At 34.4% G+C, this 25,723-nt stretch carries 21 protein-coding genes and 1 riboswitch; of the genes, 3 read left to right on the top strand and 18 right to left on the bottom strand.

The annotated features are described in order from the left end of the window. Window positions 1–67 precede the first annotated feature (67 nt). The 5 genes from ggt to HCX49_RS19105 form a co-directional block, all read right to left on the bottom strand. Window positions 68–1,765, bottom strand: coding sequence for a gamma-glutamyltransferase (gene ggt / locus HCX49_RS19125; RefSeq protein WP_168127908.1), 1,698 nt, complete (start codon window positions 1,763–1,765; stop codon window positions 68–70). 4 nt (window positions 1,766–1,769) lie between these two features. Beyond that, the gene (locus HCX49_RS19120; RefSeq protein WP_132771581.1) at window positions 1,770–2,831 is read right to left on the bottom strand and encodes a hypothetical protein; all 1,062 of its coding nucleotides are present in this window, start codon (window positions 2,829–2,831) and stop codon (window positions 1,770–1,772) included. Window positions 2,832–2,981: 150 nt separating this feature from the next. After that, on the bottom strand, window positions 2,982–3,308 hold the full coding sequence (locus tag HCX49_RS19115; RefSeq protein ID WP_021192353.1) for a nucleotide pyrophosphohydrolase: 327 nt from the start codon (window positions 3,306–3,308) through the stop codon (window positions 2,982–2,984). A 4-nt stretch (window positions 3,309–3,312) separates the two neighbouring features. Next, on the bottom strand, window positions 3,313–3,771 hold the full coding sequence (gene dtd / locus HCX49_RS19110) for a D-aminoacyl-tRNA deacylase (protein ID WP_132771580.1): 459 nt from the start codon (window positions 3,769–3,771) through the stop codon (window positions 3,313–3,315). Window positions 3,772–3,901: 130 nt separating this feature from the next. Beyond that, window positions 3,902–6,322, bottom strand: coding sequence for a TonB-dependent receptor (locus tag HCX49_RS19105; RefSeq protein WP_132771579.1), 2,421 nt, complete (start codon window positions 6,320–6,322; stop codon window positions 3,902–3,904). Window positions 6,323–6,382: 60 nt separating this feature from the next. Further along, window positions 6,383–6,508: riboswitch (TPP riboswitch) on the bottom strand. A 630-nt stretch (window positions 6,509–7,138) separates the two neighbouring features. Here HCX49_RS19105 and HCX49_RS19100 point away from each other — a divergent pair. From HCX49_RS19100 to HCX49_RS19090, 3 genes are read left to right on the top strand one after another with little or no spacing between them, the layout of a single operon-like run. After that, window positions 7,139–8,308 carry an amidohydrolase family protein gene (locus HCX49_RS19100; protein ID WP_206368607.1) on the top strand — a complete coding sequence of 390 codons (1,170 nt, stop codon included), beginning with the start codon at window positions 7,139–7,141 and terminating at the stop codon, window positions 8,306–8,308. A 34-nt stretch (window positions 8,309–8,342) separates the two neighbouring features. Next, the gene (locus tag HCX49_RS19095; protein ID WP_021192356.1) at window positions 8,343–8,624 is read left to right on the top strand and encodes an acylphosphatase; all 282 of its coding nucleotides are present in this window, start codon (window positions 8,343–8,345) and stop codon (window positions 8,622–8,624) included. 11 nt (window positions 8,625–8,635) lie between these two features. Continuing rightward, the gene (locus tag HCX49_RS19090; protein ID WP_132843534.1) at window positions 8,636–10,147 is read left to right on the top strand and encodes an oligosaccharide flippase family protein; all 1,512 of its coding nucleotides are present in this window, start codon (window positions 8,636–8,638) and stop codon (window positions 10,145–10,147) included. Window positions 10,148–10,159: 12 nt separating this feature from the next. On the opposite strand, the gene dusB is transcribed toward HCX49_RS19090, so the two are convergent. The 13 genes from dusB to trmD form a co-directional block, all read right to left on the bottom strand. Further along, on the bottom strand, window positions 10,160–11,158 hold the full coding sequence (dusB, locus tag HCX49_RS19085) for a tRNA dihydrouridine synthase DusB (protein ID WP_132771576.1): 999 nt from the start codon (window positions 11,156–11,158) through the stop codon (window positions 10,160–10,162). A 307-nt stretch (window positions 11,159–11,465) separates the two neighbouring features. After that, window positions 11,466–13,907, bottom strand: coding sequence for an outer membrane beta-barrel family protein (locus HCX49_RS19080; RefSeq protein WP_168127907.1), 2,442 nt, complete (start codon window positions 13,905–13,907; stop codon window positions 11,466–11,468). A 10-nt stretch (window positions 13,908–13,917) separates the two neighbouring features. Further along, window positions 13,918–15,051 carry a PepSY-associated TM helix domain-containing protein gene (locus HCX49_RS19075; RefSeq protein ID WP_132771574.1) on the bottom strand — a complete coding sequence of 378 codons (1,134 nt, stop codon included), beginning with the start codon at window positions 15,049–15,051 and terminating at the stop codon, window positions 13,918–13,920. A gap of 82 nt (window positions 15,052–15,133) precedes the next feature. Then, a complete protein-coding gene (locus HCX49_RS19070; protein WP_132771573.1) occupies window positions 15,134–16,390 on the bottom strand; it encodes a DUF4374 domain-containing protein in 1,257 nt (418 codons plus the stop codon). Window positions 16,391–16,416: 26 nt separating this feature from the next. Beyond that, window positions 16,417–18,807, bottom strand: coding sequence for a TonB-dependent receptor (locus tag HCX49_RS19065; RefSeq protein WP_168127906.1), 2,391 nt, complete (start codon window positions 18,805–18,807; stop codon window positions 16,417–16,419). 405 nt (window positions 18,808–19,212) lie between these two features. Next, window positions 19,213–20,301, bottom strand: coding sequence for a DUF4374 domain-containing protein (locus HCX49_RS19060; protein WP_237682852.1), 1,089 nt, complete (start codon window positions 20,299–20,301; stop codon window positions 19,213–19,215). Window positions 20,302–20,443: 142 nt separating this feature from the next. Continuing rightward, the gene (locus tag HCX49_RS19055) at window positions 20,444–21,082 is read right to left on the bottom strand and encodes a hypothetical protein (protein WP_021192364.1); all 639 of its coding nucleotides are present in this window, start codon (window positions 21,080–21,082) and stop codon (window positions 20,444–20,446) included. Window positions 21,083–21,126: 44 nt separating this feature from the next. Next, window positions 21,127–21,642 (bottom strand): RNA polymerase sigma-70 factor, encoded by a 516-nt coding sequence (locus tag HCX49_RS19050; protein WP_021192365.1) that lies wholly within the window; start codon window positions 21,640–21,642, stop codon window positions 21,127–21,129. Between the two features lie 74 nt (window positions 21,643–21,716). Further along, on the bottom strand, window positions 21,717–22,499 hold the full coding sequence (gene trpC, locus HCX49_RS19045; protein ID WP_168127904.1) for an indole-3-glycerol phosphate synthase TrpC: 783 nt from the start codon (window positions 22,497–22,499) through the stop codon (window positions 21,717–21,719). A 2-nt stretch (window positions 22,500–22,501) separates the two neighbouring features. Then, on the bottom strand, window positions 22,502–23,077 hold the full coding sequence (locus HCX49_RS19040; protein ID WP_168127903.1) for an anthranilate synthase component II: 576 nt from the start codon (window positions 23,075–23,077) through the stop codon (window positions 22,502–22,504). After that, window positions 23,064–23,363 carry a chorismate mutase gene (locus tag HCX49_RS19035; RefSeq protein WP_021192368.1) on the bottom strand — a complete coding sequence of 100 codons (300 nt, stop codon included), beginning with the start codon at window positions 23,361–23,363 and terminating at the stop codon, window positions 23,064–23,066. Before HCX49_RS19035 ends, HCX49_RS19040 begins: the two co-directional genes overlap by 14 nt. Next, a complete protein-coding gene (locus tag HCX49_RS19030; protein ID WP_168127902.1) occupies window positions 23,360–24,763 on the bottom strand; it encodes an anthranilate synthase component I family protein in 1,404 nt (467 codons plus the stop codon). The genes HCX49_RS19035 and HCX49_RS19030 overlap by 4 nt, the downstream gene beginning before the upstream one ends. A 243-nt stretch (window positions 24,764–25,006) precedes the next feature. Further along, entirely contained in the window at window positions 25,007–25,684 is a 678-nt protein-coding gene (trmD, locus tag HCX49_RS19025; protein WP_021192370.1) for a tRNA (guanosine(37)-N1)-methyltransferase TrmD, read from the bottom strand. Window positions 25,685–25,723: the final 39 nt, after the last annotated feature.

The raw sequence follows: 25,723 nt of genomic DNA, 5'->3' as shown, positions 1-25,723 counted from the left end.
AGAGCTGATATGTTTGTATAAGTTTAATTGTTTTAAAAATAATCTATACTATTTAAAATTTAATATACTAAAAACCTGAAGCGGTATCATCACCCCTCGGATCGGCACCTGTCTGGAGTTTTCCGTTGGGTAATATTATGATATTTTCCACTCTGCCTATATTACCTCTAGGTGATATTTTGTACCCTGCATTTTCTAGACTTTTTCTTACTTTGGGAGTTATTGCATTTTTTTCTACATCAATCTGATCGGGTAGCCATTGATGATGAAAACGCGGGGATGAAACGGATTGCTGTGCATTTTGTTGATAGTCAATTACGTTGACTATCGTTTGGAAGACGGAGGTCATAATTGTTGATCCGCCTGGTGTTCCTACTACCATAAATAGCTTTCCATCCTTTTCCACAATAGTTGGTGTCATTGAACTTAACATACGTTTGTTTGGCTCGATGGCATTCGCTTTTCCGCCAACGAGGCCATAGATATTTGGAACTCCTGGTTTAACTGAGAAGTCATCCATTTCATCATTTAATATAAAGCCTGCGCCAGATACAAAGACACGTGATCCATATGAATTATTAAGTGTTGTCGTAATAGAAACGGCATTGCCTTCGGAATCGACGATATTAAAGTGTGTTGTTTCTTCTGATTCATATCCTGGAAATTTCGCAGCCTTTACATCGCTGCTTGCGGTTGCTTTGGTTAAGTTTACGGCTTTTAATCTTTCACTGTTGAAAATAGAGTCTGTCAATTCTTTGACAGGTACTCTTATGAAGTCTGGATCACCTAAATACTTTGCTCTATCTGCATAAATACGACGTTCGGCTTCAACCATTACACGTACAGCGGAATCACTTTGGAATCCCCATTTTCCTAATGGATATTGTGCTACTGATTGTAATAGTGCAACTAAGGCTGGTCCACCACTAGATGGAGGTGCCATACATATGATCTTATGTCCACGGTAATATCCTGTAACGGGTTGTCGCCATACTGCTTTATAATTCTCAAGATCATTATAACTGATAATGCCATTGCCTTTATGCATTTCTTTAACAATGAGGTCAGCTGTTATGCCTTTGTAGAAGCCATCACGACCATGATCAGCAATTCTTCTAATTGTGTTAGCCAGTTCCTGTTGCTGGAATAAATCGCCTTTTTTCCAGCTGGTGGTTTTCAGTATAGGGGCGCCACTTGGGTTATATTTTTGAAAGCTTTCTTTATATTCGTTGAATTCCTCTGCCTGTTGTTTTGTAATCGGAAAGCCTTTTTCAGCTAATGCTATAGCAGGATTTAATAAAGTTTTCCAATCTAATTTGCCATACTTTTTGTGAGCTTCAACCATTCCGTCAACTGATCCTGGTACTCCTGCGGATAAATGGCCATATACACTTAGATCTTCTATTACATTTCCCTGCTTGTCTAGGTACATATTAGCATGTCCTTTTTCTGGTGATTTTTCTCTAAAGTCTAAAGCATTGATTTCACCTTTACTACTTCTGTAGACCATAAACCCACCACCACCTATGTTTCCAGCATTAGGGTAAACTACTGCTAATGCAAATTGTACTGCGACAGCGGCATCAATGGCGTTGCCCCCCATTTTTAGGATATCTACACCAACTTTTGAAGCTAAGGGATGCGCGGTAACAACCGCCGCCTTATTGAAGGTCTTGGCTTTTTTATCAAGTTCTAACGAAACTGTGCACGATTGTACTGACAGCGCCGCCGTAATAATAAACAAATAGAATTTGCTTTTTTTCATAATCTTAATTAGGTAGTTGTTCTATTTTTTCAAAATTTCCATCTACATGGTCAATTTTTATTTTGTATCGCTTAATGTTTGAAGGTGCTGATCCCACTCCAATTCCAATCATTCCACCTCCATATCCAAAACCTGATCCTATGCCTGCTGATATCGAGAAGCTAGTACTGTTTTCTTCTGCTAAACCATAGAAATAGTATTCGTCATTTTCCATTACAAGTGGATAATATCCATAACTTGTGGAGACATAGGTTTCGTCATTATCTACCACGGCATATATCTGTGAATCTTTTAATTTTACTTTTTTCCCTTTTTCATTGGTGTAATAATAGTATTTGATTTTGCCTTTTTTATCTTTCTCATCAACTAGCGGATAATCTGGTTTTTGGTTTTTTAGAGTTTCATAGCTCATATAAATCCCGTCCACGAGATGTTCTGCGGCATATAATGGTAATTTCTCTTTTTCCTTGTAATCAATGTTTTGGATATCATGTAAGGTTAATGATTCGGACGATATGTCTTTTACTTTTAAATTTTTACGAATGAATGAATCTATAATGAGGCTTCCTTTTTTTAATAATTTGTTGGAGACATCGATTCCTGAAACTTGAAAGCTACTGTCGATATGATTTAATGGGAAATAATTGTTCCCTTTTTTTTGATATAGATTTGCTCTGAAATCAAAAAAGCCCTTTTCTTTGATTCCACCACCAATTTCAGAAAATGATAATCTTCGAATTTGCAAAAGCAATGTATCTCTCTGCGTATTTCCATTACTGATTGTTTCTAGATATTTCTGCAATTGATCTTCAAGAGCTGGATTTGCAACTACAGTAGCGGATTTTCCTAATAAACCTTTTTGTATGATTCCGTAATGAGTTGTATCTTTTCTTGAATCCAGGATCTGGATCTTTTGGTATTGGCTACCATTAACGATTTCCTGAGGGTCATATTGAAAGGTAAATTCTTTATTTCTATCTTGTGCTGAAGCGTGTGTTAATCCTGTAAGTAAGATTGCTAAAAGCACATGGTGTTTTAATGTATGGACGTAATGTGTTAAATTCATTTCCAGAGGGAATTAATGATCTGCATTAAAGATAAAGAAATTAAAAGGCTGTATCAAGTTTCTTGATACAGCCCTTCAACAGTTTGCATGCAAACTGTATTAAAATTAATTTGATACTTATATAACGAACTAAATTATAGTAATGTTGTATTACTTTAATTTTTCATTGTTTTTATGTCGATCGGCGTCACGGATTGATTTTTTCTCTAAATTTTTTTCTAGCGCATCTGTTAAATCAATACCGGTTTGATTGGCCAGGCACATTAATACAAAGAGAACATCGGCCATTTCATCCGCTAAATTTACTTCTTTATCAGATTTTTTAAATGATTGTTCGCCATACTGTCTTGCCATAATTCTAGCAACTTCTCCAACTTCTTCCATTAGCATTGCTGTGTTTGTTAATTCATTAAAATAGCGAATACCTGTTGTATTGATCCATTTATCAATGGTCTCCTGTGCTTCTTTTATTGTCATAGTATTAGAAATTATCTTTATCCTGTGTATTCATTATGATGGTAACGGGCCCATCATTTAATAAATCAATTTTCATATCTGCACCAAATATTCCCATTTGCACTTCGCTGTTTATTAAAGTGCTAAGATAGTGGGCCATTTGTATGTACATTGGCTGTGCTTTATCTGGTTTGGCTGCACGGATAAAAGAGGGGCGATTTCCTTTTTTTGTTTGTGCGAATAATGTGAATTGGGATATAAGTAATATTTCACCACGTATGTCTAGCACCGATCTATTCATTAAACCGTTTTCATCATTAAATATTCGAAGATTGACGAATTTTTGTGCCATCCATTTCATATCTTCAATTGTATCTTCCTCTTCGATCCCAATAAGGATTAGTAAGCCGTCTTTAATCTGACCTGTTATTTTGCTATCGACCGAACAGCTCGCCCTGGAAACTCGTTGTATTACTGCACGCATAGGACAATATTAAGAAAAAAATGCCAACTATTGAGTTTGATCTGATTAAGTATTGTTGACGTCATGGATCTTGAAAATGCTGTAAAACAACTTGCGCCTTAAAATAATGTTGAAGGCGCAAGTTGTTTTATTAGAATTTTACGTTTAGGCTTAACATAAAATTTGTTGTAGCCTGTGGATAGTAAAAATTAAAATATTTTCGAGATGTACCGTCCATATAACCCCAAGTATATCCGTTGGTTTGATATTTTTCATTTAGGATATTGTTGACAGTAAGTCCAAGGTCTATATTTTTCAAACCTAATATGGAGAAATTATAAATAGCTCTAATATTGTTTACAAATGAAGGGTCTATACTTCTTACTTTGGCTGAACTATTGTCCAGATATTGTCTTGAAATATATTTTGATAATAGTGCAATTTCTACTGAACGAAGAGGGCGATAAGTGAACTCGCTTGATAAAATAGTTGCCGGAGAAAGTGCAATATCTGTTTTTTTAATGAATTCTCCACTCGTTTCATCCGTGTAATTTTTGATTTTGTTCTGACTTAGTCCCGCTGTTGCTTTCCAACCAAAGTACGCTGAAATTTTCCATGCGGCATCTACTTCTAAGCCTATTCTATAGCTATTTGGGATATTCATTCTCAATGGAGAACCTACATTATTAAGTGCTCCGGTCGGAATAAGTTGATCTTTATAGAACATACCATAAAAGTTCGTACCGATGTTAAATGTTTCATTATTGAAGCGGTAGCCAGCTTCGATATCTTGCATTTTCTCTGGTTTGGGATTGTTTCCTTTTAGATCAACAAAGTCATTTCTGACAGGTTCTTTACTAGCATAGGCATATGAGGCGTATAAATTTGAATTTTCATTGATGAGGTAAGTAATTCCTAATTTTGGATTTACAAAATTGAATTTTCTTTTAAAATCCATTCCTTTGATTTTATCGTCATCACCTTTTACTTGGTAATTAATATTACGATACTGTATATCCGCAAATAATAACCATTTTTCGAATGTAAAGTCTGCTTTCAGAAATGTACTGATGTCATCTTTTTTAGCATCATTGAGATAGTATTTATCCCCTAAGTTGCTGGCGGAAGCATATTTTGCCCAGATTATTTCACCGTAATGATCTCCCTTATATTGATTTGCAGCTCCACCCCATGTCAATTTTATTGTCTGTGAAGGATTATAGTTGAAGGAAAAGGTAGTCCCATAGAAGTAATTATCTAACCATCTTCTCCTTACCAAATCGGTTTGTTTGATGGTATCGGTTCCTGAAATGACTGGTGGTAAATTGTATTTTGAAAAGTCGTCTTCAGGTCGGAATTCTTCGTAATAGCCTGCACCTCTGGTGTAATGTAGTGCCGCATTAAAAATTAGTTTTTCATTGATAAAATTGGTGTAATGTAACTGGTGATGTGTTTGCGTGTAGTTGTCTGTTTGGTTTTTATATAGGTATTTGTTGTAAGTGCGACCAGAATTTAATAGATTTTCTGTTTCTAGCTGTGTATAGCCATCATTGACGGCATAATCTTTCATCCCCGCTACATCATTGTTTAATCTTGGCTCTGGTGTTCCGTACCAAGATTGATATGTTTTTTCCTTGCCAGAGAATACAATGGCCTTTAAAATATGTTTGTCACTATAATAACCTCCATCTACATAAAAAGACTTTAAATCGGAAGATGCTCGGTCGATATAGCCATCGCTCAAGATACGTGAGAGACGAACATTAAAGGCAAATTTATTATTTAGTAGTCCTGAACCTACTTTCAAAGTATTTTTCCAAGAATTATAAGAGCCGAAAGAGTTGTTGAATTCTACGTACGGCTCTTTTTCGAGTGTATTGGATTGTATGTTTAGTGATGCCCCGAATGATCCCGCCCCGTTTGTCGAAGTTCCAATTCCTCTTTGAATCTGGATACTCTCGGTAGAGGATGCAAAATCGGGAAGATTGACGAAGAATGAGCCCATACTTTCCGCGTCATTCAACGGAATTCCATTCAATGTTACATTTATGCGGGCATTATCAGATCCTCTTATTTTCATATTTGTATATCCTATACCTGCTCCTGCGTCCGATCCTATGACGACAGATGGTGTTTGATCTAGTAGGTATGGAATATCTTGTCCGAAATTGTTTTTAGCGATATCTTGTTTGCTAATATTTTTATAGGTTGTAGAAGAGTTGTTTTTGGCACGTGTTGCCATGACCAGGACTTCTTCTGTTTTTATAGCACGTGGTTTTAGAAAGATTTCAAGATCAGTATTTTGTACCAGATCAATCTGCTTCTTTTCTGTACTATAGCCTATGTAAGAGATTGTTATGGCGTATTGTCCATCAGGTAATCCTGAAAACTTTGAAGTGCCATTTCGATCAGTTGTTAAATTCTTACTCTGATTTTTTGTCAGAACGATACTTGCGCCCTGTAACGATTTTTTTGTTTCATTGTCTAAGACTTTGATGGATAAAGCGTTTTGAGCTGATACGGATAATGTTATTCCTAGAAATAGCACTGTGCTGATTAAATTTTTAATCATGTTTTTTAATTGAATTTTGAGTTAAACAAACTATTGCTAGGGGTTACAACAGTTTTTCACTTATTTAACTAACCTTTTCCCTCCGCCAGCATTATCTGGATCAGGTGCACAACACATAAATGTATTGTTGGGTATAATCTCAGCCTTTATTCGTGTTCGTAGAACAAGGCACCCCTTATTGATAATGCGAAGGTATTAAATAAAATCTGTACTAAAAATATAATGTAAAAATGGATGTTGAGGAATTGAGTTTTGGAATATCAATTTGTTTTGCTCGTAAAAATAAGTGGAATAGATTTTCGTTTATAGGATTGTATTATGATGAATGTTGTGTTGCTTTATCTTTAGCTTCTTTCGGATTTTAAAGTAGCTGTATTGATCCGGTTTCTTTTTTTAATAACTAAAAGGATGTCCATTTATAATTCCATGATTTATTGATGCTTCACTGACATAACGTCATTGAATCGCTACAAAAATGAATAAAATTGTGGTTTTTAGATAATATATTGGCTGAATTTAAACTTATTCCCTACCTTCAAAAAATATGCTAAAATTCAAACTTTTAGCTCATGTTAATTATTTTTAGCAACAAGGGAGTTTTTATTAAGGTTTAAATTTATGTTACATTCCTATAAGTTAATTTATCTAAAAGTCTTTGATTTTTATCACGATTAAATAATTAAACTAATTGTGTAAATTTGTTTTTTTTAATGGTAATATTTTTTTTACTAAATTTTGGCACGAATTTTAACGTTAATAACCACAGTTCCTTTGCGTTGACCTGAATGCTAAGTAACTATTAAAGTTTTTATAATAATGAAATATTTTAGCGCTACCTATATCTTACCAATTACATCTTTACCTATTAAAGATGGAGTGGTAAAAGTTAATGATGATGGTGAAATCCTTGGGATTTATGAAAGTAAAGACGTAGAATTGAGCGGCCAGCATATTGAAAAATTTGAAGGAGTTATTGTTCCTGGATTTATTAATGCGCATTGTCACTTAGAATTGTCCCATATGAAGGGTACGATTCCGCAAAAAACTGGATTACCAGCTTTTCTTTCTTCGGTTATGACAAGTCGTGGCACTTCTTTAAAAGTGATTGATAAAGCGATGGCTGCTGCTGATGAAGAAATGTACAATAATGGTATTGTGGCAGTTGGAGATCACGTGAATTCTGATAACACATCTAACATTAAGGAGTCTAGTAAGATTCTTTACCACACTTTTGTTGAAGTCTTCGGAGTAGAGCCGGATGAAGCTGATGGTCGATTGCAGGAGGCTAAGGATTTGATTCATGAATTTGATCCAGCACATTCTTCAATTACACCACATGCTCCTTATTCTTGTTCGAAAATACTTCTGAAGAAATTTAAAAAAGCGGTTTCTGATGTTAATATTATCAGTATTCATAATCAAGAGAGTGATGAAGAAAATCGATTGTTTCGTTATAAAACGGGAGGATTTATCGATTTCTTTAAAGTAATAGGGAAAAATCCTGATTTGTTTAAAGCTCAGGCTAGAAATTCAATTCAGTCATATTTACCATATTTACCTCATCCTAATAAGTTGATCTTGGTTCACAATACGTATACGTCATTGAAAGACCTTGATTTTGTGGACCGAATGGGCCGTGATATCGTATGGTGTTTATGTCCGAAGGCGAATCTTTATATTGAAGGTCAATTGCCAAAAGTAATGAACTTTGTAAACGATAATCAAAAAATTGTAATCGGTACAGATAGTTTAGCATCCAATGATAAGCTTTCAATTTTAGATGAATTAAAAGTGTTACATAAACATTTTGATAATTTAGATTTTCAGCAATCTATCCAGTGGGCTACTATTAATGGGGCACAGGCTTTAAATATCGATGATAAATTTGGTTCAATTGAAGTTGGTAAAAAACCAGGTCTTGTTCTATTGAAAAATATGGAACATTTTAGATTATCTGATAAAGTTACGGTGCAAAGATTAGCATAGTAAAATACTCAAAATCTTCTGTACTTTTGTTGATATGAAACATGTTAATATTTCTATCAAAGGAAAAGTACAGGGGGTTTATTTTAGGTTATCTACCAAAGCAGTTGCCGACCAATTGGGTATTAAAGGGTTTGTTAGAAATTTAGCGGATGGTTCTGTTTATATTGAGGCAGAGGGTGATGATTTTGCTCTAGATTGTTTAAAAGAATTCTGTGAAGAGGGACCTGAGCGCGCAGTAGTGGAAGAAGTGATTTGTGAAGAGGGCGTCTGGGAAGATTTTAAGAATTTTGAAGTGCTAAAAAAATCGTCTAAATAAATCTTAATATCTTGTCTGTTTTTAAAAAATTTGCTGGTCAAACCTTGATCTACGGTCTCAGTACTATCATCTCTAGATTACTGAATTTTGTTTTAACGCCAATTTTCGTTCGTAAATTTGAAGCTTCCACCTATGGAATATTTACGAATATGTATTCTTGGGCAGCTATGATCAATGCATTCCTAGCTTTTGGGATGGAAACAACCTATTTTAGATATTTACAGAAAGTTGAGGAGAAGGATAAATCTAAAGTATTCAATAATAGCTTTGTTGTCACCATTTTTACTTCTTTAATTTTTCTATTAACTATTCTTATTTTTTCTAATGACATTGCGCATTGGTTTGCAAAAGAAAATATTGACTCTGTAGGTCAATATAAAAGCTATATTTACTTTGTTGGACTTACTTTAGTCGTTGATGCACTTGCTGTTGTTCCTTTTGCCAAAGTTCGTGCTAATGGTCGGCCATTGCGCTACGGCGTATTGAAGTTAGTCAATATCATCACATTTGTTATTTTAAACTTGACATTCATTGTCTTCATACCTTATTTACTTCAACATTTTCCGGATACTGAACCATATTTTTCTAGCTGGTATATAAACTCATGGTTGGGTTATGTGTTTATTTCTAATTTTGTAGCGAGTGCAGTGACATTGTTGATGCTGTTGCCCGAGATTAGAACATTTAATTTTAAAATTGATCGGGTGTTATTAGGTGATATGTTTCGATATAGCTTTCCTATTTTGATCGCTAATATTTCATTTATCATAAACGAAAACCTAGATAAGATTTTAATGCCTGAATTATTACCGAAAAGTATTGCTGACCGAGATGTTGGTATATATGGTGCTATTGCAAAGATTGCTGTTTTCTTAAGCATTTTCGTGCAGGCATTTCGTTTAGGAGCCGAACCTTTTTTCTTCTCCTATGCCAAAAATGATAATTCGAAAAAGGTTTATGCAATGATCATGGAATATTTTGTGATTGCTATGATGGTTGTCATGATCGGATTGTCTGTCAATATTGAATGGCTTAAGTATTTTATTCAAGGAGGATCTGCTTCAGAGAGTGCAGAATATTGGTCGGGTCTATTTATTATTCCTGTTATTTTATTCAACTATGTGATGCTTGGGATATATATGAACCTTTCTGTGTGGTATAAACTTTCTGATCAAACACGATACGGTCTCTATATTTCAGGTATTGGGGCTTTAATTACAATTATATTGTGTTATATCCTGATTCCGCGCTACAGCTATGTCGGTGCAATTTATGTGACGACCATAACTTATGGTGTAATGGTATTTTTATCCTATTTTTGGGGACAAAAGAATTATCCAATTCCTTATAAGATCTTTAAAATTGGGGCTTATATGTTGGTTGGTACTATGATCGTTTATATCCATTACATAGTATTTGACCGGAATTTTTGGATTGGCAATATGATGTTGATTGCTTACTTATTGGGAACCGTTTTTGTCGAGAGGAAAACGGTAATGAAGATGTTGAAGTCTAAAAGTTAGAAGAAGCTATTTTTAATAAATAGCTTCTTCTGCAAAGTTATGTTGTATTTCGTCTAACACTTCTTGGATCTCTTCGAATGTCTGAAGACTGACTAATCGCATTCTGTATTCTTTAAAGTCTGGTATACCTTTAAAGTAGTTTGAATAATGACGACGCATTTCGAAAATACCTGTTTTAGGTCCTTTCCATTCAATTGATTTAACCAAATGTGTTCTGCACACATCTACACGTTCAGCAATTGTTGGACCGGCTAAACGTTCTCCTGTGTTGAAAAAGTGTTTTATTTCTCTAAATATCCAAGGATATCCAATTGAGGCGCGACCAATCATAATACCATCAACTTCATATTCCTGGCGCCATGCAATTGCTTTTTCTAAAGAATCTACATCGCCGTTTCCAAAAATTGGAATTTTAATGCGTGGATTACGCTTAATATCACGAATCATAGACCAATCTGCTTGCCCTTTATACATTTGTGCGCGTGTACGTCCATGTATTGATAAAGCTTTAATACCGATATCCTGTAAACGTTCTGCCACTTCATAAACATTTTTGGTGTCATCGTCCCAGCCAAGGCGGGTCTTCACAGTAACTGGTAGATGTGTTCCTTCCACGACTGCTTTTGTCATTGCGACCATACGATCGATATCTTGCAATAAACTAGCGCCTGCTCCACGGCAAGCAACGTTTTTAACTGGACAACCGTAATTAATATCGATTAGATCTGGATTTGCTAATGTGCAGATTTCGGATGACTGTCTCATGTGTTCGATTTCGGAACCGAAGATTTGTATACCTATTGGTCTTTCATACTCGAAGATATCTAACTTTTTACGTGATTTTGCTGCGTCTCGAATTAATCCTTCTGAAGAGATAAATTCCGTATACATCATATCTACCCCATTTTGCTTACAAACAAAACGGAATGGCGGATCACTTACATCCTCCATTGGAGCTAGCAATAATGGAAAGTCTCCTAAATCTATATTTTCGCCAATCTTAACAGACATATTTGATTTTTTTACAAAGATAACAATTTTGAGATAGTTCTATTTATGGTGTTTTTGATATGAATGTCATATGATGATTTAGGAAATTCATGTTTTATTGTTTATTAATATGCAGGGCAGGTTTCTTGCTAAAATGTGCTTCTTCGTAAAGAGATTAATTAGTAAGGATATATGTTCTGAAGTTTTCAAAGTTGTTCGTATTTACAACGCTCGAATAAATATAAATAGAAAACAGCTATCAATTTCTTTTGATAGCTGTTTTCTATTTATACTGGTGTGGAATATCACCTTTGCATCGTGTTGATTTTTATAATCTATTTTTGATATCTTCCGAACCTGTTGAGCGTTCTTTTGCTCTGTTATCTGAACCTCCAAATCGGTAATTGAATGATAAAATTGCTGTTCTGCTATCTGGATTTGATTTTCCTATTAATCTCACTGCATTGGATACTGTTTCATATCGACGGTTATTGGTATGAAATATGTCGTTAACGACCAGCTTAATCGTTGCTTTTTTACTTAAAATGCTCTTTTGTATTCCACTGTAAATAAGTCCGTAACTTTTGATATTCGTTAAACCAATGGTCAGACCAGAGTTATAATTTCCTCCAATCTCTACAGACCAATCTTTGGGTAGTTTGAAAGTATTTTGTGTATTTAGTGATAACGTATTGCCTGATCTTTTGATTAGTTCATTTTCTTGTGGAATCTCATATTCGTTTCTGTAATAGTTTGCAAAATGTGTAGCTGTCCACCAGGAAAATAATTGTGTAGGAGCCATGAATGATACGCCAAAATTTTTGAATGAACCGATATTTTCGGGTCTTTCAAAAGTGATTTGTTTGTTTGTAGGATCTAATCCTATGATATCATTTACGATATTAGATCTGTCTGCATAATTTAACGTAAATATATATTTGTTAGCTAGTGTATAGTTAGCTTCATAAGCGTGCTCGTAAGCAGGATCTAGTTTTGAATTTCCTTCTGAATAGGAGAAGGGGTCTGTATAGACGCGGAATGGGTTTAGACTCCAGAAGGATGGACGCTCGATGCGATAGCTATAGCTTAGTTGTACTTTATGATTGTTATTGATGCTATAAGATAAAAATGCTGATGGGAAAAACTTTAAATAATCTTTAGAGAACTGTTCATTTAAAGTTATTTGATTACCATCGGTAGATGTGTGCTCTGCTCGTAATCCTACTTGTGTTGAAAATTTGCTCCAAGTTTTTGATAGATTCACATAACCTGCTTGTATCGTTTCTTTATAAATGAAGTGATTACTTGTCGATAGATCTGGAACATAACTCTCATTTAGCAATGTATCATACCGCAAATCGTTTTCTGTCCGGATATGACTTGCTTTCCAACCAGTTTCTAGCTTAAAAGTTTCATTAAAAGGGAGTGTATAATCAATTTTTGCAACATAAACCTTACTGTCTGAGGGAATATCGCCAGTGCGTGATGATAAGGGGCGTATATTATTTTGATTTTCATTACTGTATTTAGTATTTAGTGTTTGATCCATTTTGGAATAATGGTCAATCATATCAAAATCCACTTTTAGTTCATGTCCATTTTCGTTGAACTTCAGGTTATAATTGATGTTATATAACATGTCTTCCCATCTTTCTTTTCCTTCGGTTATGGTTGAAGCCGACCAGATGAGATCTTTTGTCGCATAGTTTCTAAAATAATTGGTGGTTGGTTCATATTTTGGATATTTACCAAAGCCTCCATTTACTAGAAATCCCAAAGTCTGTTTTGAACTTAAATAAAAATCCATACCAACTCTGAAATTATTTGAACGCAGTTTCGGTTGAATTTTGTTTTCCTGTTGGGAGTAGGTTTCTGGTTCTGCTTGCGTATCTTTATAAAAGTAGCGTGTTAATGAATTGTAATACTCTAAATTTTGAAAGTATTGATTGTAATTTCCGAAGATATTTATTTTTTCCGTTCTGTAATTTAGGTCTAAACTACCGCCTAGGTGTAATCCGCGACCTGCTCCCATATTTCCGGAAACAGCTCCGTTCAACCCTTGCTTCAATCCTTTTTTTAATACGATATTGATTATCCCTGATGTTCCTGCCGCATCTTGCTTGGCATTAGGATTAGTCATAACTTCAATTTTTGTTATATCGTTTGAGGATGTACTTCTTAACAAATTGGCTAGCTGATCTGCGGAGAGGTAGGTAAGTTTTCCGTTAATCATGATAGAAGCACCAGATTTTCCTTTTAAACTGAAGGTTCCATTATCATCTAGACTTATACCTGGAATTTTGGTCAAAAGTTCTAATCCACTGTTACCATCTGCTAATGCAGAGTTTTCTATGTTGAAAATGGTTTTATCTTGATGTTGTTCTATAAATTGCTTGCGTTTATTGATGACAACCTCACTCAGATAAGCATTGTTTTGAAGCAATACAATTTTCCCAAAATCATATGCATTCACGTGCTCGCTTAATATGAATTGAGATGTTTTAAAATCTTCGTGTGTCATATTTTTTATATGCACATAGTAATTTCCATATGGTGCATTAGGGAAAATAAAATTCCCTATGCTATCGGCAGTAATAATTTTTGCGACAGTTCCATCATGAACGCGATGTAAAGTTACTTGTGCATGGGGTACAGGTTCGTTCTGTTCATCTAGGACACGGCCCATGATTTTAGCAGAATTTTGAGCACTGGCAACAAATAAAGTAAAAACTAGAAATAAACTAAGTAAGTAGTTGCAATGATGAAACATGTCTGCAAGATTAAGATGTTATTGGATGAATAGATTTTGATTTTTTTACTTTTTTTTTCTTTTTCCCCCACCAGATATAGAAACCAGTAATCGGTAATGTTGCGCAAATAAGTGATGCTAAAAAATATATTATTTTAGTAGCCATTCCCCCAATGAATCCTGTATGTAAGGCATAATTTGCGCGCATTAGCCATTCTGTGGTATTGGCATCATCAATGGGACCTTGTTTTCTGCCTGTTAATTCTAGCGTATTACGATCAAAATTTAAGTCACGCCATATACCGTTTTCCATATCTGTACATGCATATACGGATTTATCCTCGGCTTCAGGGTAGTGGACGATAACGGCTTCTTTGTTATGGCGAGCATATTCATGGCGCACTTTATACCAGATTTGATCAGCAACAATCAATGCATCATTCAAGGGCTGATCATCAGGTATTTCTTTTTCAACTTGTTCTACTTTAGGTTTATTCGGGTATCCTCCGCTGAGCCAAACTACTGATTTGCGCATCCACGGGAAGCTCATGATTAACCCTGTAAGGCACATAACTAAGGCTATGGTTAGTCCGTAAAATCCTAATACATTGTGCAGGTCATAATTTACTCGTTTGAACCGCGCTTTCCATTTGATGGTAAAACTCTGCTCACGAGATCTTTTGTTCCATTTTTTTGGCCACCATAAAATAAGACCAGTGATTAGTAGTGAAAAGAATATAAAAGTACTCCAGCCGACTACTTGACGGCCGATCTTGTTCGGCATCCATAGATGACGGTGCCCCTCATCCATGAAATGAAAGAAATCTTCATGATTAACAACAGCTAGGATCTCAGCTGTATAAGGATTGACATAGACTAAACTATCGGAGTGGTCTAAACTTACTTTAACTGATTTATCTAAACCATAATACCAGGAACTAGCTATTTCTTTGTCTGGAATGGCTGTCTTTACAGCTTTGTAGATTGCAGATGGAGGAAGCTGATCTTCTGATCTTTGTGCTTCTACGCGAATATAATTTGTAGTGAATTCTTTGATGTCATGTTCGAAGACAAGTACACAGCCGGTTATACTTAGGATAACAACAGGTATGCCTGCCGCTAGTCCTAACCAAAGATGTAGCCATGCATTAATTTTGCTGAGCATAATAATTTAAAGCGCTATTTATAAAGTGATAAAATTTATTCTGTCAAAGTATTTCTTTGACAGAATAAATGGATTTTTATTTTTAGTAATTGATTTTACTCATGGACGAAACACCAGATACACCGACAAATTTTAAACCTCTTTTGGCTGTTGCATTATTGATGTCAATTGTATAGGTATAATATTGTTTGTCTTCTAAACTCTGACATGCATAGTAAGCTTTACTGCCATCTTTTTCAACAAATACGACGTCCTTATATCCTTGTTGTTCATGGGCAGGAATTTCTTTGATTTCAGTCATCTTTTTTGTCTGAATATCGACGATGTATAATTTTACTAATCCACCTCCTACACCTTCAGCTTGTTCGCCTTTATTATAAACTGTCATTAAGAATTTATCATCTTTAAGATAACTTCCTCTTGCAATTTTGCCATTTCCTAATGATTCAATATCAAAATAATAGTCTTTATCAAATTCATCAGTTCCTTTCTTAATTCGAAGAAATCCTGATTTGTTTTTAGAAGCTAAAGATGCTTCATTTGCTGAAAACCAAACGTATGCATCACCTTTGTTGTCTACAGCAAGACCTTGTTGTGCCCACCAATTTCCAATATGTGAACCACGTCCATCTCTAATTGTTTTTTCGAATTTTAGCTCAGGATAAGAGAAGATACCGATATAAGTAGTGTCGGTGGTTGTGAAATTACCGCCCCAGTTGTTTGATCCGTCTCCAGATTGAAAAGGAACATATATTTTATTTCCTACTTGAAACACGCCGGTCCAGATGGCCATTCTTTTTCCGCCTAAAACTTTGGATAGATCAACGGTGTTTTTATTTGCTATAGAGAAATTTTGAGCATCGTAATTTCTTAGGGTTGCCACTGGATTAACAATACTTCTATTTGTGGTACCTAATATAATATTTTTGTCTCCAAAATGTCCATAAATACCTGATGTCTCAGCATTTACTTGTTCATCTTTAAGTCTCTGGAACTCACCTTTACTGTCAATGTTGTAAGGGGTTATCGGTCCTTGACCACCATATGTTAGTCCAAAGATATAGTTGTTCTGATTGATAAAGGATTGTTCTGTCGCTGGCATACCGTTACCTACAATACTGAGTGTTCCATCGCTTACATTATCTGTTGACAGGATATAATTACCTGAAGTTCCAGCTTCTCCACTACCTTGTCCATTTACGATAAAAACAAATTTTTCTCTTTTTCCGGAATTTCCGGTATCACTTCCTCCATCAGAAGGATTGTCTTTTGAACATGCAGTGATGGCTAAAACGCCACATGCTAGGGTCAGCATTTTTAAAGTGTTTAACTTTTTCATTGTATTTATTTATTGAATTGTGATTGTTATTTTGTACGTATAAAGTATCTGAACTTAATATTGAAAGATCTACTTGGCTTTTGCATTTCGAAATTGTCGAAACGTGTTGCATCGGTTAGATTATTACATTCTAAAGCGATATTATATTTTCCAGATGCTAAAGAATAGATGATGTTTACATCATGTGATACTTGTGTTGGGATTCTATATCTTTGAGATGGGGTCGCTAAACTTGGCCAATCTAAAAAGAACTCATGTATATATTGAAGATTATATCCTACCGTTAAAGTATTATTCTGTTTACCGACGTTGTGAAAATAGTAAGCCGCGTCAGCATTACCATATAAATAGGGCATATTTGGCATTCTATCTTTGTAGATACTACTTTGTATAATTTGCGAAGGTTCAACTTTAGTTGTGTTGATCAGGTTTTGGTAAGTCATATTTCCTCCGACTGAAAACAGGTTCTTGAAATAATATTTTAAGTTGATATCAACACTATTGTTTCGTACACTTCTTAGATTAGCACTTTTAAGTTCTCTTTTATTATTGCTGCTTAATGGTCCTACATACTGGCGTATAAAATCTTTAGCATTGCGGAATATGTAATTGGCATCTATGATAATTTGTTGGTTTTTTTGTAATTTTAAAGCATATGATAAACCTAAGTTGATATTATCACTACTCTCGGGTCTTAGACCAGGATTACCACTAATATTGATGGCATCACCAAATAATTCGGTATTATCGGGAAGTCGGTATGCTTTCTCATAGGAAGCTTTTAGTTGAATGTCTGGATTCAGGAAATAGGAAGTTGCTAAGCCATATCCAATTTTATTGAGTGATATTTCCACATTCTCATAAGTTTCCTTCTCAAGTTCATTGAAGTATTTTCCATTTTGATTGTAGTTTTTTAGAAAAATATTAGCATCCCAACGATCACGTATGGAGGTTCTATATCCGATTCCTGTAATGTTTTTTATTGTTTTGCGTGGGAGCTTATTAACTTCTAAATCTGGATAGTAATGATCTTTTCCTTTTCTGTCAAATGTTGTCAACAAATGATTGATCATAATGCTATTATTCTTGTTAATTGCATAAGAGATATTGGCCGTAAGATTACCATTGTTGTTTTTGTAGCGGTAATCTGTTAAGTCATTTTCTCCTCCTGGAGCATTTGGATCTTTTGGATTTTTAGGTATACTTTCTCCTGTCCAAGTGAATCTTCTTGGGACGGTATCCAAACTTCTTTCTGTACCGAAATTGTATCGAGCGTTTATCGTTACATCTAAACCTGCTGTCAATAAATTTCTCTTGATGTATTTAAAAGTCGGCTGTACAATGTTTCCTTGGCTTTCTCGACCTCCATATACATCTTCCATATGATTACCCGTTTGGATTTCTTTCTTATTCTGGCCGAGGGTAATACCAAAAAGGAGCTGATCAGCGTATTTTTTATTAGAAACGCCCATATTATATACTAATGTTTCATTTCTGTATGCATCGTGGAAACGTTTTCTTCTTTCGGCGGGGTAAAATTTTCCAGTGTCAAAATTGTATGATCTTACATTTACCAAGTAATTGTTGTCCGAATAATTTTGAAAAGCAGAAAGCATCATTGTAAAACCGTTGTTAGCAATGTATCCGGCATTAACTGAAGTTTTGTGGGTGTTAAATGAGCCATATGAATATGAAGCATCTAAATATTTTCCCGGCTGGTTTTTGGTTACAATGTTGACTGCGCCACCTAATGCATCGCCGCCTAGCCATACGGGAACGACTCCTTTGTAGACTTCAACTCGTTCTGCAAAATTGATCGGTATGTTGTTTAACTGAAAGGACGATCCGAAATTATCCATGGGAATTCCATCAACGAATAATTTAACCTGATTGCCCGAAAAACCATTTAAGCTAAAATTCATGTTTGATCCTACACCACCCGACTCTCGCAGTCTAACACCCGAAACACGATTTAATGCCTGACCAATATCCATTGTTGTATTGTACAATTTCTTCGCATCGATTGCTGTAACATTAAATGGTTGTTTTTGTATTTCTTTTGCTTCGGATCTTGCAACGATCTCGACTTCATCCATTGTTGTCTGTTGTGAAGCCAATTTTATAGATAGCACTTCTGTGTTTTCCTGGTTAATAAGAAAAGTTCTATCCTTGGCTTTGAATCCAACAGCAGATACTCGTATAGTATAGTTGGCAAAAGCGATATTTTTTATTGAAAATAAACCGCTTTTATCAGCTTGGGTCACTTGATTTGTTTCAAGAATTGTAATAGTTGCACCCTCAATAGGTGTATTTGAGGTGGTACTTATTCTTCCTTTTATTTCTCCTCTCTGTTGTGCATAAGCAGTAAACGATATGATTACATATAGACTTAACCATATTATTTTTAAATTCGACATCCCTTTATTTAGATTAATTATACATAGAGATGTTGCGTAACTCTAAATATACCGAAGGTCAGAGTGAGAAAAAGATTGTAAAATGTGCTATTTGCTTAATTTTTAGGCTAATAAAATTTATACATCTAAATTTATTTAGTTTTTAGGCTATTCATTTTTGGAATAGATTTATGAAGATAATGTCAAATTGAAATATCATCATTGATTAGCTGCATAAAAAGATAGATAGCGAATTATGGAGTTAGCAAGAAGAAGAGAAAGGTTTAATACTGTTGTATGGAGACAATATTTCTTGGTCGAAGAGGTTTCAATTTAAAATCAAGTTGATTTTAAATTGATTTATTTAACAATATTCAAATGACAAGTGGTAAGATATTCGGAGCGAATTATTTTCAGTTATAAAAACTAATTTAGTTTGTCTATACGGACAATGAAATCTGTCTCTTTGTCTAATTTTAGTCCGGTACTTATCTTTTTAGTTTGAATATTGTATATCCAAACTTGATGATTATCATCTTTATCGTCAATGGTAATATATGCCTTACCATTCTCCACAAGAACAGATTCTTTGCGAGTTCCTTTATCGTAGGGTAGGGTTAGCTTTGTTGCTGTTTGTTTTAATAAATCTACAACATAATATTCAAATTGATAAGTTGAATGATGATCGCTGAAATCGTTATAAAGGTCTTTTCTTTCACTACGAATGATTGCTTCATTATTCCCTAAGTACCACATGCCATAGGCATGATTTTGATTTGTAGCGGTAAGATTAAAGAAATAGCTTGAATCTACTGTTGTTGTATTATTTGGTATTCTAAATATTGCGGTAGGTTTACTGAGATTGTTTCCTAAAGCAATTCCTGGGCAACTCATAAAATAGAAATTTCCTCTCTCATCATGAAAACTGTAAGACTGTACTGTATTGACTCCTCCTGGGTAGGTGGATCGGTTATCTTTTTGTATGCTTTTTATCTTTAGCGTTTGTGGGTCTAATGTTGCAAAATACATGGTGTCAATAGTCGTAAAATCTGTTTCGTTGATTACTTTATTGTATGTATATCCCAGTATGAGATTATTCTGATGTAATGTGCTGAATCCTATTGAAACTATCGGAAATTTACTTGGAGCAACTGGTAAATGTATTTCTTCTTTTTGTAGGATCTCGAACTTCTTTACATCTATTTTATAGTAATGCAGTTTACTATATGTTTTATTGTCAAGCGTAAAAAGTAATAACGTATCTTTTTCTTGCCAATTCATATTTTCTATATGTTGATTGGACATCGGAATCGCAGCTATTTCTGTTAATGCATTTTCCTGCATTTCGAATTTTATGAATTTTCCACTTTTTATATGATAGAAAAAGCCATTATGTACGATGATGCTTCGATCAAAATATTGTGTTGGTAAGTCGATACCATCTTTCAGAATATTTATTGTTCCCGAATCTATAGAATTAGTTGTTACAATGGTATTTCCCAAATTCTTATTCATAATATACAAGCTGTAGTTGTTGGAACTACTGTTACTTTGGTCTCTACTCGAACAACCAATAATGAAAACTATTAATAAAAGTAGAAGAGTTTTAGAAATAGGTTTTAATTGCATGGGAATTTAAGTTATTAATAGAGGCTTGTTATATAATGTTAAACTGTAATTTAAGCTGATTCTGTATTGTTGGTGCTAAAAAAGTGAGTTCCGATTGGGAGAGAATAATTTGCTTGCCTGTATTTTTGGAGTTTAGAATGAAATAAGTTTCTCCATTTTTTAATTCCTTTTTTTCTCTAGTTCCAATAAAACTAAATTCGAAATCTTTCTTTGGAATAATAACCATTGTACCCATTGAAAAAAATTCTCCAGTTTCTACATTAATTTTTGCTGTAGCATGCTTTCCTAAAATTAGTTCATAACTATTTTTTTCAAAATACTTTGAATTTGCACTTGTGCTATTATCAAAAATGGCATAACTAATTTCTTTATCTATATTGTTTTTATAGATAAAGAGGCCGAATAAAATTACGATTGAAGCAGCGATACTTATGTAACGTATTAGTCTTTTTCTATTATTATCAACTTTAATCGGGGCTGGTTCAATTATATTAGCGGCAATGTTTTCCCAGATCTGTGATTGGATATGGGACTTGTCAAATTGAGGAAGTGATAGTGGAGAAAAGTCCAAATTATCATCTACAAGCCATTCCTCCACAAGAATTCTTTCTTCTGGAGTGCATTGGTTTAAATGATATTTCTCTATCAACTTTTGATCAACTTTCATCGGCTTATATCCTTAATAGCAAAAATACAGGATTTCTTTTTTATTTAATTAATATATTCGGTTAATTCGGTTTTTAGCGTTTTTAAAGCTTTGGAAATGTGATATTCTACAGCTCGCTCTGATATATATAATTTATGGGCTATTTCTTTATTTGTTAAACCTTGATCTCTGCTCATTTGAAAAACATTTTTACATTGAGCGGGTAATTTATTGACTAATGATGAAATCTTCTCCGATAGTTCTTGAGCAATTAAGGGATGCTCTACATAGTGGTTTTCCGCTGTATTAATTATGTTTTCTAAATGATGTTGGCGCGTAACTTTATTACGTATATATTCAAAGGTTTTAAGTTTAACAGCTCTGATTAAGTATCGCTCAACTTCTAGAAGACGAAGATCATCACGCCGTTCCCATAATGATTTAAAAACTTCTTGAACGATTTCTTTTGCAACTTCTTCATCTTGGATATTTTTGATACAAAATGCAAACATACCTTCCCAATATTGAAGGTATATTTGCTCAAAGCTATCTTTATTTATGATAAAAATTTTTGTGTCCAAAATAAGAAGCGGCTACTTAATCTGTGATTTTAAGAAGCAAATATACTCTTATTTAGATTGGATTTAAATAGTTTTTATATTTCTTTTACAAATTCCAATAATGCTTTCCCCGGGTCAGTTGTTTTCATAAAATTTTCGCCAATAAGAAATGAATTATAACCAATGCTTTTTAATTCACGGATTGTTTGAGGGTCTGAAATTCCACTTTCTGAAACTTTAATATAAGTATCTGGAATTTTATTGACTAAGTCGTAAGAGTGCGCTAATGATACGGAGAAGTCTTTCAGATTGCGGTTGTTTACGCCAATGGCATCAACTGTATCAAATAGGTTTCCTTTTAATTCTTCTTCGTTATGAACCTCCAAAAGTACATTCAGACCCAAAGTTTTAGCGTAATTGGAGAGTTCGCTTACCTCTTCATTGGTCAAACATGCCGCTATTAGTAAAATAATATCAGCACCATAGGCTTTTGCTTCAGCGATCTGATATTTATCGATTATAAATTCTTTACGAAGTAAAGGTATGGTTAATACTGATCGGGCTTCTTCCAGATCCTTTAAACTTCCTTGAAAAAAATCAGCATCTGTTAATACTGATATTGCAGAAGCGCCTGCATTTTGATATCCTTTGACAACTTCTGATACCGTGTTAATGTTGTTGATGACGCCTTTGGAAGGGGAGGCGCGTTTGTATTCTGAGATTATTCCCGTACGTTGTGGATCAAGAACGGATTCTTTTAGCGAATAACAAGTTCTACTAAAGAGCGGATATTCACTAAGTTCTTCGATAGAAACTTTTGCTTGAGCTTCTGAGACTTCTACTCGTTTTCGTTCAACTATTTTATCTAAAATTGTCATTTCTATTTTTTTAACCAGTTTTCAATTAGTTTTTTCCCATTCTCTGTCAAAACAGATTCTGGATGAAATTGTAATCCTTTTACGTCAAGGGTCCTATGGGACAGTGCCATGATAACACCATCTTCATCTGTTGCGGTTACTTTTAAGGTTTCAGGAAGAGATGAAGTTTCGACAGCCCAGGAATGATAACGTGCAATTTTACTGTGACTAGCGTAATCTTCAAATAGTTTTTCTGAATGATCTATAATAATTAGATCTGTTGCCACTCCATGTAGCGGTCTCGGCATATTATAAAGTTTAGCTCCAAAAACTTCGGCAATGGCTTGTTGGCCAAGGCAAATGCCTAATATACTTTTTGTATCCGCATATGTGCGGATGACATCTAATAACAGACCGGCTTCTTCGGGAATACCTGGACCTGGCGACAATAAAATTTTATCAAAAGCAGCTACCTCTTCTAATTTGAATTTATCATTTCTCCATACTGTATATTCTTGATCACATTCTTGTAATAGATGAACCAAATTGTAGGTGAACGAATCGTAATTGTCGATTACTAATATTTTATGATTGCTCATGGAAAATTTCTGTTTCTTTATTAATGAAGTGATTGATGATTGATTGGAATACACTTTCTACGAGTTTTCCTTCAATTTTAAAATTAGTTGCCCAATCATTTCTTTGCTCGAACATGTTAATTACTCTTTGTTCCGCTTTAACTTCTTCTAATGAAGATTTATATTGAGCGGCTTGTTGTACATATTGCGCCCGTTGTGCAATAAGTTCAATGATTCTATAGTCGATACAGTCAATTGAACTACGAATGTGTGATAGATTGTCACAATATTCTAAAGGTCTAATCATAACGTTTCTGCTAATTCTAATGCTTTTCTCAAAGCTGCTATTTTATTATTTACTTCTTGTAATTCCATCTCTGGATCTGAATCTAATACAATTCCTCCTCCTGCTTGGTAATTCAATAGATTTTGTTTACTTAAAAATGAACGAATCATAATAGCATGATTAAAATCGCCATTAAAACCCATATATCCAATTGCACCGCTATAGAATGATCTTTGTTGGCCTTCATAACGATCTATTAAAGTAAGCGCCATATGTTTAGGGGCACCACTCAGTGTTCCTGCCGGATAAGTATCACCCACAACATCAAAAGGATTGACTCCTGGTTTTAATTTGCCTGAAACTTTTGAAACTAAGTGGATTACATGGGAGTAGTATTGTGCTTCCTTATAAGATTTTACCTCAACTTGGTTACAATGTCTACTTAAATCGTTTCTTGCAAGATCTACGAGCATGACATGTTCGGCGGATTCTTTAGGGTCATTTTTAAGTTCTTCGGCTATTTTAATATCCTCCTCCATATTACCGGTCCGTTTAAAAGTACCTGCAATTGGATAAATTGTTGCCTCTCCATTTTTAATGGTCAATTGTGCTTCTGGAGAAGACCCAAATAGTTTGAAATTTCCGTAGTCAAAGTAGAATAAGTAGGGGGAGGGGTTGATGGAACGTAAAGCACGATATACATTGAACTCATCGCCTAGAAAAGGCGTTGAAAATGCGCGTGATGGAACAATTTGAAAAACATCACCCCTCTGAATATGTTCTTTTACTTTTTTGACCAATTCGCGATGTTCTTCATCTGATCTATTGGACGCCTCTTCTCCAGTTCTACGAAATGTATATTCGGGAAAGTTCTTATTTTGTATTAAATACTGTAGTTTATCTAATTCGGATTCTTCATCATTTAATAAATGTTCAAATACAAATAGTTCATTTCTAAAATGGTCTATTGCTATCACATATTTATAAACATGATACTGTAAATGTGGAATCTCTAGTTTTGGACTTGGAACTGTAGTTAATTTGATATCTTCGAAATGTTCGATGGCATCAAATGTGAAATAACCAAAAAGACCATTTGAAATAATGTTACGTTCTGTGGAAATGGGTTCGCCAAATGATTTTCTGAATGTAGCAACCTCCTCTTTTAAATTAATTTCTTCCTTATTTTTAAGGATGACTTTTTCGTTCGGATATGCAATTTCTAATTGCGTATTATCAAGTTTGATATGCGCAATGGACTGGCAACAGATGTAACTTATATTGTTGTCTCTGCTGTGGTAATCCGAACTTTCTAGTAAAATGCTATTTGGAAAGACATCACGTAATCTGAGATAGATGCTAACCGGAGTTGTCGTATCAGCGAGCAATTTTTTGAGATTTGTTTTAAACGTGTATTTCATTTTATTCTTAATTTTTTAAACATAAAAAAACCCGATACTGAGTCGCATCGGGTTTGAACTTCCATAAATGGTTTTGGTTGATTATGAAATATTTTGACAATACCAATTAGTCCCCGATGCTTATTGCTTCAGGCCACCACCAATTTGTATATGTTCTAACTGTCGTCATTGTATCACAAATTTATAAAAAAAAATGATTAAGCAAACTTTTTATGATAAATAATCAATAAAATCTGAAATTTATTAGTCATTTAATAAATCTGGTCTTCTTTCTCGGGTGCGGATAAGCTGCTGTTCGTCTCTCCATTGCAATATTTTAGCTTCATGTCCACTAAGTAATACATCCGGAACTTTATGTCCTTTCCAGTCTGCAGGACGCGTATAAATGGGCGCATCAAGTAATCCGTCTTGAAAAGAATCGGATAAAGCGGAAGTTTCATCTGATAAAACTCCAGGTATTAATCTTATAATGGCATCTGTTAAAATTGCCGCTGGTAATTCTCCTCCAGATAAAACATAATCACCCACAGAAATTTCTTTTGTAACATAGATATCTCTAATTCGTTGATCAATACCTTTGTAGTGGCCACAAAGAATCATCATGTTACCTTTTGTAGATAAATTATTCGCGATTTCTTGATTGAGTGTTTCGCCATCAGGAGACATGAAGATAATTTCATCATACGTGCGTTCTGCTTGTAGTTTTTCTATACAAGCCGCAAAGGGCTCGATCTGCATAACCATACCAGAACCTCCTCCATAGGGATAATCATCAACACTTTTCTGCTTATTTGTCGCGTAATCACGTAGATTGTGTACAACAATTTCTGCTAAACCTTTTTTTTGTGCCCGTTGCAAAATAGAATGTGCAAAAGGACTATCTAATAGACTTGGAAGTACGGTAATTATATCAAATCGCATGAGGCAAAGATACACAAAATTGAAAATTACTATTATTAT

The sequence above is a fragment of the Sphingobacterium sp. B16(2022) genome (assembly GCF_012030425.1).
Lineage (GTDB): Bacteria > Bacteroidota > Bacteroidia > Sphingobacteriales > Sphingobacteriaceae > Sphingobacterium > Sphingobacterium anhuiense.
The sequence above is the reverse complement of the archived record's forward strand: the minus strand, read 5'-3'. Positions and strand labels throughout refer to the sequence as shown.